Source organism: Streptomyces sp. NPDC057137, assembly GCF_042670825.1.
Taxonomy (GTDB): Bacteria; Actinomycetota; Actinomycetes; order Streptomycetales; family Streptomycetaceae; genus Streptomyces.
Map to the genome: position 1 here is coordinate 85,762 of NZ_JBHUUW010000009.1, position 13,629 is coordinate 99,390.

The 13,629-nt window shown below is 71.6% G+C and carries 12 protein-coding genes; 8 read left to right on the top strand and 4 right to left on the bottom strand.

Annotated features, from left to right (window positions below):
* Positions 1 to 72: 72 nt before the first annotated feature.
* The 6 genes from ACFT9I_RS10490 to ACFT9I_RS10515 all read left to right on the top strand — a co-directional run bounded on the left by ACFT9I_RS10490 (position 73) and on the right by ACFT9I_RS10515 (position 6,881).
* Positions 73 to 843, top strand: coding sequence for an IclR family transcriptional regulator (locus ACFT9I_RS10490; protein ID WP_382562757.1), 771 nt, complete (start codon positions 73 to 75; stop codon positions 841 to 843).
* A gap of 111 nt (positions 844 to 954) precedes the next feature.
* The gene (locus ACFT9I_RS10495) at positions 955 to 1,959 is read left to right on the top strand and encodes a hypothetical protein (RefSeq protein WP_382562758.1); all 1,005 of its coding nucleotides are present in this window, start codon (positions 955 to 957) and stop codon (positions 1,957 to 1,959) included.
* A complete protein-coding gene (locus ACFT9I_RS10500) occupies positions 1,956 to 3,260 on the top strand; it encodes a sensor histidine kinase (protein ID WP_382562760.1) in 1,305 nt (434 codons plus the stop codon). The genes ACFT9I_RS10495 and ACFT9I_RS10500 overlap by 4 nt, the downstream gene beginning before the upstream one ends.
* A gap of 47 nt (positions 3,261 to 3,307) precedes the next feature.
* A complete protein-coding gene (locus ACFT9I_RS10505) occupies positions 3,308 to 3,949 on the top strand; it encodes a response regulator (RefSeq protein WP_382562910.1) in 642 nt (213 codons plus the stop codon).
* A 118-nt stretch (positions 3,950 to 4,067) separates the two neighbouring features.
* Positions 4,068 to 5,519 carry a peptidoglycan D,D-transpeptidase FtsI family protein gene (locus tag ACFT9I_RS10510; protein ID WP_382562762.1) on the top strand — a complete coding sequence of 484 codons (1,452 nt, stop codon included), beginning with the start codon at positions 4,068 to 4,070 and terminating at the stop codon, positions 5,517 to 5,519.
* 66 nt (positions 5,520 to 5,585) lie between these two features.
* Positions 5,586 to 6,881: an MFS transporter gene (locus ACFT9I_RS10515; RefSeq protein WP_382562763.1), complete on the top strand. Its 1,296-nt coding sequence runs from the start codon at positions 5,586 to 5,588 to the stop codon at positions 6,879 to 6,881.
* Here the strand turns inward: ACFT9I_RS10515 and ACFT9I_RS10520 are convergent.
* A complete protein-coding gene (locus ACFT9I_RS10520; RefSeq protein WP_382562765.1) occupies positions 6,867 to 8,051 on the bottom strand; it encodes a hypothetical protein in 1,185 nt (394 codons plus the stop codon). The genes ACFT9I_RS10515 and ACFT9I_RS10520 overlap by 15 nt on opposite strands.
* The gene (locus ACFT9I_RS10525) at positions 8,048 to 9,037 is read right to left on the bottom strand and encodes a 5-dehydro-4-deoxyglucarate dehydratase (protein ID WP_382562766.1); all 990 of its coding nucleotides are present in this window, start codon (positions 9,035 to 9,037) and stop codon (positions 8,048 to 8,050) included. The genes ACFT9I_RS10520 and ACFT9I_RS10525 overlap by 4 nt, the downstream gene beginning before the upstream one ends.
* A gap of 262 nt (positions 9,038 to 9,299) precedes the next feature.
* Here ACFT9I_RS10525 and ACFT9I_RS10530 point away from each other — a divergent pair, with 262 nt between their 5' ends.
* Positions 9,300 to 10,124 (top strand): NAD-dependent epimerase/dehydratase family protein, encoded by an 825-nt coding sequence (locus ACFT9I_RS10530; protein ID WP_382562768.1) that lies wholly within the window; start codon positions 9,300 to 9,302, stop codon positions 10,122 to 10,124.
* A 149-nt stretch (positions 10,125 to 10,273) separates the two neighbouring features.
* Positions 10,274 to 11,545 (top strand): TerD family protein, encoded by a 1,272-nt coding sequence (locus tag ACFT9I_RS10535; RefSeq protein WP_382562770.1) that lies wholly within the window; start codon positions 10,274 to 10,276, stop codon positions 11,543 to 11,545.
* Between the two features lie 71 nt (positions 11,546 to 11,616).
* Here the strand turns inward: ACFT9I_RS10535 and ACFT9I_RS10540 are convergent, their stop codons facing one another.
* Positions 11,617 to 11,844 carry a hypothetical protein gene (locus ACFT9I_RS10540; RefSeq protein WP_037784015.1) on the bottom strand — a complete coding sequence of 76 codons (228 nt, stop codon included), beginning with the start codon at positions 11,842 to 11,844 and terminating at the stop codon, positions 11,617 to 11,619.
* Positions 11,845 to 11,959: 115 nt separating this feature from the next.
* Entirely contained in the window at positions 11,960 to 13,540 is a 1,581-nt protein-coding gene (locus ACFT9I_RS10545; RefSeq protein WP_382562772.1) for a TROVE domain-containing protein, read from the bottom strand.
* Positions 13,541 to 13,629: the final 89 nt, after the last annotated feature.

Genomic DNA, 13,629 nt, shown 5'->3' on the forward strand with positions numbered 1-13,629 from the left:
GATGAATCCATGGGAACTCTATTTCCGTGCGTTCTGTGTGGTCAAGAGTGGTCAAGATAGGGGCGAGGGACGATGTCGGCTGCGGAAACCGGTGGTGCACAGGTCAAGTCCGCTGTGCGGACGGTGGAATTGCTGGAGTACTTCGCCGGACGCCCCGGTATGCACTCGCTCGCCGTGGTGCAGGAGGCGGTCGGCTACCCCAAGTCCAGTCTCTACATGCTGCTGCGGACCCTGGTCGAGCTGGGCTGGGTGGAGACGGACGCGACGGGCACGCGGTACGGCATCGGTGTACGGGCGCTGCTGGTCGGCACGTCGTACATCGACGGTGACGAGGTGGTGGCCGCCGCCCGCCCCACCCTGGACCGGCTCTCCGACGACACGACGGAGACCATCCACCTGGCGCGTCTCGACGGCACGAACGTCGTCTACCTCGCCACCCGCCAGTCGCAGCACTATCTGCGCCCCTTCACCCGCGTCGGGCGCCGGCTGCCCGCGCACTCCACCTCGCTCGGGAAGGCGCTGCTCGCGACGCACAGCGACGAGCAGGTGCGCAAGATGCTGCCGGAGACGATGTCGCCGCTGACCGAGCACACGATCACCGACCGCGAGAAGCTCATCGAGGAACTGAACACGATCCGCGAGCAGGGGTACGCCGTGGACCGTGAGGAGAACACCCTCGGGCTGCGCTGCTTCGGCATCGCGATCCCGTACCGGACTCCGGCGCGCGACGCGATCAGCTGCTCGGTGCCGGTGGCGCGGCTGACCCCGGCGCACGAGCAGATGATCAAGGACGCGCTGTTCGACGCGCGCGACCGGCTGACGCTGGCGACGCGCAGGCTCTGACCGACCCGTCGTCCGGGCCCCCTGTCCGCCGCCGGGTCTCCCCCGCGCGGCGGAGGGGGATCGTCAGGGCGCAGGAGGTGCGGGAGGCCGCCGGCCGGGAGCGTGGGTGGCATGACGCAGACATCCGCCGCATCCGCCGCCCCGCTGCCCGTGCCCGAGACCGGACCTCCTGCCGCGCCGTCGCTCGGCCGTGGCGTACGGGCGCTGCGCGCCGTCGCGGTCGCCTCGTGCCTCCCGTACATCACGCTCAAGGTCCTGTGGATCGCCGGGAACCGGGTCGGCATCCCCGACGACAGCACGCTGCTGGACGACCGGATCGCGATGGCCGTCGCCAACAGCGTGTCCGTCGTCCTCGACGCCGCCGTGGTGGTCCTCGCGCTGCTGCTCACCCGGCCGTGGGGACGACGGGTCCCCGCCTGGCTGCTCGCCCTGCCGATGTGGGTCGCCGCGGGGCTGCTGGCGCCGATCATGACCGGCTATCCGCTCCAGCTGGCGGGCTCCGTGGTCGACGGCTCGCGCCCGGCGCCCTCGAACTCGGAGCCGTTCCTCGACGCGTGGGTCTTCGCCGTCGTCTACTCCGGCTTCATCCTCCAGGGCCTCACCCTGGGAACGCTCTTCGTGTTGTACGCGCGGCGCCGCTGGGGCCACCTCTGGCGGGGCCCGCTCGGGGACCCGCGGACGACGACCACCGCGCGGGCGACCGCGGCGGCCGGTGCGACGCTGGCGCTGCTGCCCGGCGTCATGCATCTGCTCTGGGCGACGGGAGCCACGACCGGGCTCAGCGCCGACCGGATCGCGGAGCGGTCGACCGACTTCCATCTCGTGGAGGGCGTCCACGCCCTGTTCGCCGTGGTCGCGGTGGCCGGCACGCTGCTGCTCGCCTTCCCCTTCCGCGCGGCCGGCCGGCTGTCGCCGAGGATCCCGCTCGCGACGGCGTGGGTGGGCTCGGGGACGCTCGGCTGCTGGGGCGGCTTCCTCTTCCTCACCACGCTGCTGCCCACCGATCCGGATCAACGGGCCGCCGGCCCGATGGTGCTGACCTACGCTGTGTCGATGGTCGCCGGGTTCCTGCTGTTCGGCAGTGTCGTCTCCACCCTGCGGCGCCGCGCCGTATGACAACCCCGCGCCCGCGCCGGACCGCCGCGCTCCTGCGCCCGCTCTTCGGCGGTCGGGCGCGGCTGCGCTGGACGCATCTGATCCTCGGCGGCGCGCTGCTGATGCCGTACTGGCTGCTCGGTACGGTGGTCGTCGGCCCGCTGGTCGACGCCGACAGCCTGTTCGCCAACTCCCTCGCGCTTCAGTTCGGCGCATACGCGGTCGCCCTGCCGCTGGCCGCCGCGAGCGCGCTGTTCCCGCTCGTACGGCCGCTGTCGGTGGCCGCGGCGCGGGCGCTGTGCGGGATCCCGGAGGGCTCCCTGGCCGACGGTCCCGCCCGCTCGCGCGCGGCCAGGGTGCGTACGACGGGCTGGTTCACCCTGCATGTCGGGCTCGGCGGGATCATCAGCGGCATGTCGCTGGCGCTGCCGCCGTTCGCGGTGGCGCTGATGGTGCTGCCGCTGTCGTCGGCGCTGCGGGAGTCCCGGCTCGGGATGCCCCGGGTCTTCGGCAACGGCTGGACCATGGCTCTCGCGCCTCTCGCCGGGATCCTTTCCCTCGTCGCCCTGGCCGCGTGCGCGGCGGCGGCGAGCACGCTGCTGGCCCGGCTCGCGCCCGTGCTGCTCGGGCCCACACCGGCCGACCGGCTGGCCGCCGCCGAACGGCGCGCGGCGGATCTCGCCGTACGCAACAGGCTCGCCCGCGAGCTGCACGACTCGGTCGGGCACGCGCTGAGCGCGGTGACCCTCCAGGCGGGAGCGGCACGGCGGATCCTGGACAGCGACGCGCCGAAGGACAGGGAGTTCGTACGGGAGGCGCTGACGGCGATCGAGGAGACCACCCGGCGCACGGTGGGCGAACTGGACTCCGTGCTGGGCCTGTTGAGGCAGGACGACGAGGACCGGCCGACGGCGGGAGGCGGCGGTGCCGCGGGACCGACACTCGACGCGCTGGACGCGCTGCTTGCCCACTGCGGCGTACACGTCGCGCTGACCGTCGAGGGGGACGTCACGACCGTGCCGGAGCCGGTGTCGCGCGAGGCGTACCGCATCGTCCAGGAAGGGCTGAGCAACGCCCTGCGGCACGGCGGGACCGCGCCCGTCACGCTCCATGCCGCCCTGAGCACCGAGAAGTTGGAGATCACGATGGAGAATCCGCTGCCGGACACGGCGCCGGTCGTACGGCCCGGGGGCGGGCGCGGACTGCTCGGTGTCGCCGAGCGGGCCACGCTGCTCGGCGGGCACGCCGAGGCCGGGCACGACGGGGCGCTGTGGCGGCTGTCCGTCGCCCTCCCGCTGGCCACCGGCGGAGGCGCTCGGTGAATCCGGCGGAGACCGTGATCAGGGTCGTGGTCGCCGACGACGAGCGGATGGTCCGTACGGCGCTGCGCGTCATTCTGGACGCCGAGCCGGACCTGACGGTCGTCGGCGAGGCGGCGACCGGCGCCGAGGCGGTGTCCGTGGTGCGCGCGGTGCGCCCGGACGTCGTGCTGATGGACGTGCGGATGCCGGAGATCGACGGCATCCGCGCGACCGAGCAGATCCTCGGCCCGGCGCCCGGCTCACCGTCGGTGCCGGTGCAGGTGCAGGTGCCGCGCGTCGTCGTGGTGACGACCTTCGAGAACGACAGCTATGTGTACGACGCGCTGCGCGTCGGCGCCTCCGGGTTCCTGCTGAAGCGGGCGGCGGCCGAGGACCTGGTGCGGGCGGTCCGGCTGGTGGCGCGGAGCGATTCGCTGCTCTTTCCCGCCGCGCTGCGGGGCCTGGCGGCGGAGTACGCCCGCAGCCGGCGGGCTGCGCCGAGCTGGGCGGGCCGGCTCACCGAGCGCGAGGCGGCCGTGCTGCGGCTGATGGCGACCGGTCTGACGAACGCGGAGATCGCGGGACGGCTCGGTGTCGGCCCGGCGACGGTGAAGTCGCATGTCGCGTCGGTGCTCGCGAAGACCGGGACCAGGGACCGTACGCAGGCGGTGATCGCGGCGTACGAGTCGGGGTTCATCAGCCCGAGGTGACGCAGGCCTCCTGAAGAGGCCCGTCCGGTCCCGTCCGCTCCCGTCCCGGTATGAAGAGTTTCTGAGAAGGGGCGCCCGGTGGAACGGGGCGGCCGGTCCCGTTCGTCTTCGCTGTGGGATGAACAAGACAATCAGGCGCACCGCGGTCGTCTGTCTGCTCATGGTGCTCGCCCTGCTGGTGCGGGTCACCTGGGTGCAGGCGTACCAGGGCAAGGCCCTCGCGGACAACGAACGCAACCGACGCACGCTCATCGACCAGTACGCCCAGCCGCTGGGCGACATCGTCGTGGCCGGTTCCGCCGTCACGGGCTCCGCCCGGACGGCGAGCAGCGACGACCTGAAGTACAAGCGGACGTACACGGACGGTGAGCTGTACGCGGCGGTGACCGGCTACAGCTCGCAGGCGTACCGCTCCACGCAGCTCGAAGGCATCTACTCGCACGTCCTGGACGGCACGGACTCCCGGCTGAAGAATCCGCTGGACGCGCTCACCGGCAAGCAGGCCGCGCCGGGCAGTGTCCTGACGACCATCGACCCGGCGGTGCAGAAGGCCGGTTTCGAGGCGCTCGGCGACAAGAAAGGCGCGGCCGTCGCGATCGACCCGGCGACCGGCAGCATCCTCGGGATGGTCAGCACCCCGTCGTACGACCCGTCGAAGATCAGCGGGACGACGGACGGCGACGCCTGGGAGCAGCTGAACGCCGACCCGGACAAGCCGATGGTCAACCGGGCGCTGCGGCAGCCGCTCCCGCCCGGTTCGACCTTCAAGCTGGTGGTGGCCGCGGCGGCGCTGGAGGACGGGCTGTACGGATCGGTGGACACCCGGACGGAGAGCCCGGACCCGTTCACGCTGCCCGGCACGAGCCGGGTCCTGGAGAACGAGAACGCGTCGGCGCCCTGCGAGAACGCGACGATCCGCACGGCGCTCCAGTACTCGTGCAACAACGTCTTCGCCAAGATGGCCGCCGACCTCGGCAAGGACAAGGTCGGCGCGATGGCGTCGAAGCTGGGCTTCAACGACGCCGAGCAGGATGTGCCGGTGCGGGCGGCCGAGAGCGTCTATCCGTCCGAGATGGACGACGCGCAGACGGCGCTGACGGGCATCGGCCAGTTCGAGGTCACCGCCACGCCGCTCCAGATGGCGATGGTGTCGGCGGCGCTGGCGAACGACGGGATCCTCGAAGCGCCGCACATGGTGTCCAAGGTGGTGGACGCGGGTGGCGACACGCTCACCTCTTACGAGGACGAGTCCTCGCGCCGCATCGTCTCGTCCTCGACGGCCGAGCAGTTGCGCAGCGCGATGGTGACGGTGGTGAACGAGGGCACGGGCACGAACGCCCGCATCGACGGCGCCGAGGTCGGCGGCAAGACGGGTACGGCCCAGCACGGCGTGGACAACAGCCAGACGCCGTACGCCTGGTTCACCTCGTACGCGAAGGACGCCTCGACGGGCAAGGAGGTGGCGGTGGCCGTGCTGGTCGAGGACTCGGGCGCGGCACGTTCGGAGGTCAGCGGCAACGGCCTGGCGGCCCCGATCGCCAAGAAGATGATGGAGGCGGCGGTGCGCTGACCGGCCGGTCCGGTCGCCTCCCGCCAACCCCTGTGGGGCCTGTGGCTCCCGTGCCACGATGTGCCGATGGGGACGGGGAAACGGGCAGGGAAGCCGGCGGGCGGGTCGGCGGGAAAGTCGGCAAAGAAATCGGCGGGCGGCCCGGCGGGCAGGAGCTGGGCGATAGCCACGGTCCTTCGGGACCGTAACGCCGGGCTGTATCTGTCCGGCGTCGTCGTGTCCGGTTTCGGCACGTCGGCGATGTGGCTGGTCGGCGGCATCTGGGTCAAGTCGCTGACCGGGTCGGACAGTCTGGCGGCCCTGACCGTCTTCGCGATGTGGGCGCCGACGCTGGTGGGGCCGCTGCTGGGGGCGTTGGCCGACCGGTGGCGGCGCCGGCCGCTGCTGATCTTCTGCAATCTCGCCATGGCCGCGCTGCTGCCCCTGCTCCTCGTCGTGGACTCGGCGGACCGGATCTGGGTCCTCTTCGCCGTGCTGTCCGTGTACGGCGTCAGCGGCGTCGTCCAGGACGCGGCCGAGGCGGCCCTGGTGGCCACGGCGATCGACAAGCGGCTGCTCGGTGACTTCAACGGGCTGCGGATGACGGCCAACGAGGGCATGAAGCTGCTCGCGCCACTCGCGGGCGCCGGGCTGTACGCGGCGTACGGCGGCGGGACGGTCGCCCTGCTCGACGCCGTGACGTTCGCGCTGGCCGCCGGCCTCTTCGCGCTGATGCGGGTCCAGGAGGAGCGGCCGGTGCCGGACCGTACCGGTAGCTGGCTGTCCCGGACGGCGGAGGGCGCGCGCGTGCTGCGCGACTCGCCGATCCTGCGCCCGCTCGTCCTGGCGGGCTCGGTCACCATGCTGCTCGCGGGGCTCAACGGCGCCGCGATCTACGCGGTGGTCGACAAGGGCCTCGGGCACGCTCCTACGTACGTAGGTCTGCTCTACGCGCTCCAGGGTGTCGGCTCGGTCGGCGTCGGGCTGCTGGCGGGCCCGCTGATGCGCAGGATGCCGGAGCGGGTGTTCGCCGCCGGTGGCATCGCGCTCTTCGCCGCCGCCGTGGGGCTGCGGGCACTGCCGTACGACGCCGTGGTGCTGGCGAGCGCGGTGGCGGTCGGGATCGGGCTCCCGTGCGTGCTGATCGTCGCGCTGACGGCGGTGCAGCGCGAGACCCCGGACGCGGTGCTCGGCCGGACCGCCGCCACCGCCAACACCCTGATCTACGTGCCGAACGCGGTGTCCCTCGCGCTCGGCGCGGGACTGATCGCGTTCGTCGACATCACGGTGCTGCTGCCGGTCACCGGGGTGATCGGGCTGCTGACGGCGGCCGGTCTCACCTTCTACGGAGACTTGCCGCGACGGGCCTCAGCCGAGGCGTGAGAGCCCGGCGGCGACGGCGGCCAGATCCGCGTCCGACGCCAGGCCCGCGTGGTACAGCCGCAGTTCGGTCGCGCCGAGCGAGCGCGCGTGCGCCGCGTCGTCGGCGAGGGTGTCAGGGCTGCCGCCCATACCCGCCACGACGGTGAAGTTGGCGGCCAGCACGGTGGATTCGCGGCGGTGGGCGGCGAACGGTGTCAGCATCGCCTCCGCCGCGCCGCCGGTGCAGGGCAGGACGACCCCGTCGGCGGTGTCCAGGATGTGCGCGGGGTCGACTCCGGCGTTGGCCCCGGTGCGGTGGGGGTTGGGGTCGGCGTGGAGCAGCACCTGGAAGCCGGGGTGCGCCCGCGCGCGTACGGCGGCGACGGTGGCCTCCTGGAGCGTACGGGCGGTCCGGACACGCCAGTTGAGGGTGGCGGTCGCCAGATCGGCGCCCAGGAGCTTTTCGACGGCCGGCCAGCCCGCCGGAGTGCCGGAGCCCTCCGCGCCGCTCCAGACGGGCTCCAGGGCCCGCCTGACGGCGGCGTTCAGCTCGTCGGCGTCCAAGCCCAGCGACAGATACCCGGCGCGGCAGACGGAGCAGAAGCAGAGCGACATCAGGTACTGAGCGGCCTCGCCGAGCGGGACGCCACCGATCTTGTCGTGGGCGTGCAGATGCGCGAGTCCGTACCAGCCGAGGGATTCCAGTTCGGTGCCGGCCGCGCCGGGCTGTACGGCGGCTTCCGCGGCGAGCGACGCGACATACGTACGGACGGCGGGGCGGGCGATGCACGGGGCCCAGGGGTAGCGGTCGCCGTAGGCGTTCACCACGGAGGTGCCGGGATGCTCGGCGCCCAGCCGGGAGTTGTGCGCGAGGACGACCCAGGTGTGCACGTCGAGCCCCGCGTCGGCGAGCGCGGCGGCGGCCTCGCCGTAGGCGTCCGCGGGTGCCCAGTCGCCGGCGGCGTACGGGCGCAGTTCGGCGTCCGCCCAGTGGACCTCGTCCATCGGGTAGAGCACGGCGGCGTGTTCGGCCGTGACGACGCGGTGGCGCGGGTGGCGCGGGGTCAGAGCGCGGGTGGAGTGGTAGGCGGAGGCGAGGGTGACCTGCCGGACGCCGAGGTCCGCGACGCGGGCGGGCGCGGCGGGGTCGCCGACCACGTCCCAGGGGTAGAGAAAGGCGGAGGTCTTCACGCGTTCGTCTCCGTCTCGCCGGGCTCTCCGGGCTCTCCGTCGCCGTCGCCGTCGCCGAGCAGCGTGTAGCCGCGCTCGATGATCTCGGTGAGTTCCTTGATGTGCGCGGGCTGCGGTTCGCTCAGGGGTGTGCGTACCTCGCCGACGTCGTAACCGCGCAGTCTGACGCCCGCCTTGACGAGCGAGACGGCGTATCCGCGTCCTTTGGAGCGCAGTTCGACCAGCGGCCGGTAGAAGCCGTCGATGAGCCTGTTCACGGTTGTGTCGTCGCCGGAGTTGAGGGCGCGGTGGAAGGCGAGGGCGATCTCGGGCGCGAAGGCGAAGACGGCGGAGGAGTAGAGGCTGATGCCGATGCCGCGGTAGGCGAGGCCGGTGAGTTCGGCGGTGGGCAGGCCGTTGAAGTAGAGGAAGTCGCGGCCGGGTTCCTCGGTGCGTACGGCGCTGAGGATGCGCTGCATCAGATCGAGGTCGCCGTAGCCGTCCTTGAGGCCGATGATGCCGTCCACCTTGGCGAGTTCGACGACGGTCTCCGGGGTGAAGATCGCGTTGTCGCGCTGGTAGACGATGACTTCCAGACCGGTGGCGGCGGCCAGCGCCGAGTAGTGGCGCAGCAGGCCCTCCTGGTCGGCGACGACCAGGTAGGGCGGCATGGCGAGCAGTCCGTCGGCGCCGGCGGCCTCGGCGATCTCCGCGTATCTGACGGCGATTGCCGTACCGTAACCGGCGGCCGCAACGACTGGGACCGCTCCCGCGGTCTCCTCGACGGCCGCCCGTACGCACTCCCCGAACTCCTCCGGGGTGAGCGCGTGGAACTCGCCCGTGCCGCAGCAGGCGAAGACCGCGGCGGCTCCCGCGTCGACGCCGCTTCTGACGTGCGCGCGGAACGCGTCGAGGTCGAGGGCGCCGTCCGGACCGTACGCGGTGACGGGGAAGAACAGCGGCCCGGCGACTCGGGTGAGGCGGGCGGCGAGCGGGGCTGAGGTCACTGGCGCTCCCTGGGCCGTGCGGCGAGCACTCACGCTCGTGCACAATTCTGATCGGCGTCCATATTTCTGAACAGCGCCACGCTAGGGCAGCCGTGCGGCGCCGGTCAAGACGGAAAACCGCAACCCAGGAGCGGATTGGCCGCCTCCGCGCGACACTTGACGCTGGCGGCGACGCTCCTTAGCGTGTCCACGCATGTGAATCCTGTCCACGGATCTGAGCCATTCCGGGTCCGCCTGAGTCCGTCCGAGGAGATTTACGCCCATGCCCCAACCGCGAACCGTCCTGCTCACCGGCGCAGCGGGCGGCCTCGGCACCCTGATGCGGGGCCTGCTGCCCGCGTACGGGTACGAGCTCCGGCTGTTCGACGCCACACCCATCGAAGGCGAGCCGGACGCGATCACGGCCGACCTCGGCGACAAGCGCGCGCTGCGTGAGGCCGTCAAGGGTGTCGACGCGATCATCCATCTCGCCGGCATCTCCCTGGAGGCGTCGTTCGACAAGATCCTGCGGGCCAACATCGAGGGGACGTACAACCTCTACGAGGCGGCACGCGAGGAGGGCACCGCGCGGGTGGTCTTCGCGTCCAGCAACCACGCCGTCGGGTTCACACCAAGGCCGCAAGGCACCTATCCGCTCGACTCGGAGGCGCTGATCCCGATCGGGACCCCGCGCCGCCCCGACACGTTCTACGGCCTCTCCAAGTGCTTCGGCGAGGATCTGGCGCAGCTCTACTGGGACCTGCACGGGCTGGAGACCGTCTCCGTACGGATCGGGTCCTGCTTCATGGAGCCGACCTCCGTACGGATGCTGTCGGTCTGGATGAGCCCCGGCGACGGCGCGCGGCTCTTCCACGCCGCGCTCACGGCCGAGGACGTCCAGCACTCCGTCGTCTACGGCTCGTCCGCCAACACCCGCCTGTGGTGGGACCTCTCGACAGCGCGGGCCCTCGGGTACGAGCCGAGGGACGACTCCGAGCAGTACGCGGACAAGCTCGTCGCCGAGCAGGGCGAACTGGACCCGGAGAACCCCGACCACGCCAACCTGGGCGGCCACTTCTGCACGCATCCGCCGCAGTGGCCGTACTGATCCGGCCCGCCGCACCGAACGCCGCCCGGCCGGTCGTCACGGCCGACCCCTCCGGCTGACCCGTCCGGCTGACCCGTCCGGCTGACCCGTCCGGGCGAGGGTGGGAAAAGTAAGGGAACGGCAAAGAGGGGTCGTTCGTTACGTCTGGCATGACAGCTATGACCCCCGGCTCGAACATCCCCCTCTCGGCCGCCCGCGTGGCGGTGGACGTCGCCGCCCCGGTGCGGCTCGACGTATCGGGCCTGCTGCTCACCGCCGACGGCAAGGTGCGCTCCGACGACGACTTCATCTTCTACAACCAGCCGAACGGACCGGGTGTGACCTACCGGTCCGGCGGCGGTACGGCTCCGGACGCGATCGTGGTGGACACGTCCGCCGTCCCCGCCGGAATCGAGAAGATCGTCGTCACGGCCAGCCCCGACGCCGCGGGCCAGAGCTTCCAGGGCATCGAGCCCACAGCGACCATCCGCAACGCCGACGACGGCAGCGCGCTCGCCACCTTCACCCCGCCGAATCTGGGTTCGGAGACCGCTCTGGTGGTCGTGGAGGTCTATCTGCGCAACGGCGCCTGGAAGGTCCGCGCGGTCGGCCAGGGTTACTCGAACGGGCTGTCGGGCATCGCCACCGACTTCGGCGTCTCCGTCGAGGAGCCCACGACGCCCGCCGCGGCCGCCCCACAGGCACCGCAGGCCCCCGTGGCCCCGATGGCACCGGTGCCGCCCTCCGCACCCGTCCCGCCCCCGGCTCCGACCCCCACGACGGCCGACCCGCGGATCGCCGCCCCCGTCACTCCCTCGGCCCCCGTTCCGCCGTCCGCTCCCCCGGCGGCTCCCGCGGGCTCCGGGAAGATCAATCTCGACAAGGGCCGCGTCAACCTCCAGAAGAACCAGACGGTGTCGCTCGTCAAGGGCGGCGCCCCGCTGCTGTCCCAGGTCAAGATGGGCCTCGGCTGGGAGCCCGCCTTCCGCGGCAAGGACATCGACCTCGACGCCTCCGTGATCGCCTACGGACCGAACCGCAACCACCTGGACAGCTGCTACTTCGGCAAGCTGTCCATCCTCGGCGGCTCGGTCAAGCACTCCGGCGACAACCTCACGGGTGAGGGCGCCGGGGACGACGAGACGATCGTGGTCGACCTCGGCCGGCTGCCGGCCGAGGCCACGGGCCTGGTCTTCACGGTGAACTCGTTCACCGGCCAGAAGTTCAACGAGGTCGCGAAGGCCTACTGCCGGCTGCTCGACGCGCATACCGGTGAGGAACTGGTCCGCTTCGACCTGACGGGCGCCGAGCCGCAGACCGGCGTGATCATGGCGAAGCTCATCAAGCAGTTCTCCGGTGAGTGGGAGATGACGGCCGTCGGCGAGTTCGTGAAGTCCCGCACGGTCCGCGGCATGGTCAAGCCCGCGGCCAAGTCCCTCTGAGCGCCGCTCCGGACATGCCTTTACGGGCCGCCGCGGTCACGGGGATCGCGGCGGCCCGGGGGCCTGGGTCTTCAGAGCTTGGTCAGTTTGGAGAAGGGGCTCAGGATCCGACCCTGGCGGCCCGAGAAATCGATGAGCACGGCGTTCTCGCCCTCGACTCCGATGACTCTGCCCAACCCGAACTGATCATGGGAAACACGGTCTCCCACGTCGAAGTGCTCGGGCGGAGGTGAGGCCGGGCCTTGGCGGTTGAAGGGACTGGACGGCAGGTGGCGCCGGGAACCGGCTGACTTTGTCATTACCTGGAGTATGCGCCCAACGGCCCCCGACGCGCCATGCCCGACCGCCGACGGGCCGCGGGATCACTCGTTCCCCAGTGACCCCACGGCCCTCCGCCGGCCCCCGTTCCGGCGGTCAGTCCGCCCACGGCCAGCGGGCGTCCCGACCCGCCTCAAGCAGCGGAACCATGCGGAACGCGGCGTCGGAGAGACCACCGAAAGTGTGCCGGTTCCGCGTGCCCGACGGCCCGTGCCCGGCCCGGTATCCCGCCAGATTCCAGGTGTAGACGGGAACGCGGTCCGGGACCTGCTCGGTCGGGTCGCCGAAGTGGCTGTACGACGCCTGCTCGTCCGTGACGATCAGCACCCGGTCGTGGCCGCGGTAGTGGGCCCGTACCGCCCCGGTCGTGTTCGTGCCTCCCAGACTGCCGAAGCGGCCCAGGACCTTCAGCACGGACTCGCCCCCCTGGTACTTCACCGTGCCGCTGCCCGAGCCGAACTCGACCAGATCGGCGTCGGCGGCGCGCATCGCCACCGCCGTACCGAAGATCGCCGCCGCGTCCGCCCGGTTGAGCTGCGAGCGGTCCGACAACGGCGACCACATCGAGCCCGACCGGTCGACCAGGATCAGCGTCCGCCCCGGCAGCGCGGGCACATTGGCCAGCGAGTGGCCGAGCGCCCGCTCCAGCGGGTACGACCAGCGCAGCGACGGCGCGTGCTGGTACGCCGCGAGGTAGCGGAACGGGAACTGCCGCGACCGGGCGACCACCGCCGGGTCCGACAGCTCGGCGGCGACCCGGGCCGCGACCTCGTCGCCCACCCCGGCCTCGTCGAAGTTCCGCAGGTTGCGCAGCAGCGCCATCGGCCCCATGGAGGGGATGACGGCCTCCCACGCCACCGCGTCCATCGGCCCCTGCAGCCAGCCCGCCAGCATCTCCCACGTCATGCCCGCCGCCGCCAACCGCTCGGCGGCGCCGGGAGCCGTGATCACCGCGCGCCGCTCGGCGACCGGCAATTCCATCAGGGCCCGGTGCGCGACAAGAGTGCGGTTCGACGCGGGCGGAACGGCGCTGTCGGGGTGGTGCCGGCGGTCCAGGGCGTAACGGAACAACTCGCCCTGCCATGCCTTGGCCGGATCGGGCGAGGCGTGGACGAGATTGAGAATGTCCCCGAAGCGGTAACCCTTCGACGCGGTGTCGTACTTCAACAGCGACTTTCCGCTGTAGAGGCGCCGCACGGCGTCGGCCAGTCCCCGCTTCACGGGCTTGGGTATTGCACGTCCGTAACGAGACGTCCAGTAACCGAGGAATTCACCCGGCTCGTCGGCACGCAGCAGTACGGAATCGACGACCTGGCGGTTCGACGGGCCCGCGCTGACGCCCAGTTCGAGACGCGCCTTGACGTATTCGGCGGCGCCGACGACGGCGGCGGTCCGCATGTTCCCGTCGCGGCGCAGCCAGCTCAGGAGACCGGCCGTCCACGACGGATCCTCGACGGCGAGCTTGCGTACGAGGGAGGCGAAGCGGTCGTCGCGGTCGTCACCGGACTCGTAAAAAGTCTGCTGGGAAACGAAGTTGGCGACGGCCAGCAGAAACAGCTCGGACTTCGCGTCGCGCAGGTGTCCGGCGCCGCCCTGGTGGGTCCGGGTGGTCGCGCCCGTCGACCGTACGGGCGACGTGCCGCGGACCACGGAAAGGCGAGTGTTGAAACGGGCCATGGGAATTCCCCCGAATTCGATGAAAAGTCCAGAGATCAAGGCCGGCGGAACCGACAAGGTGCTCTGCCAACTGAGCTACATCGGCTCGA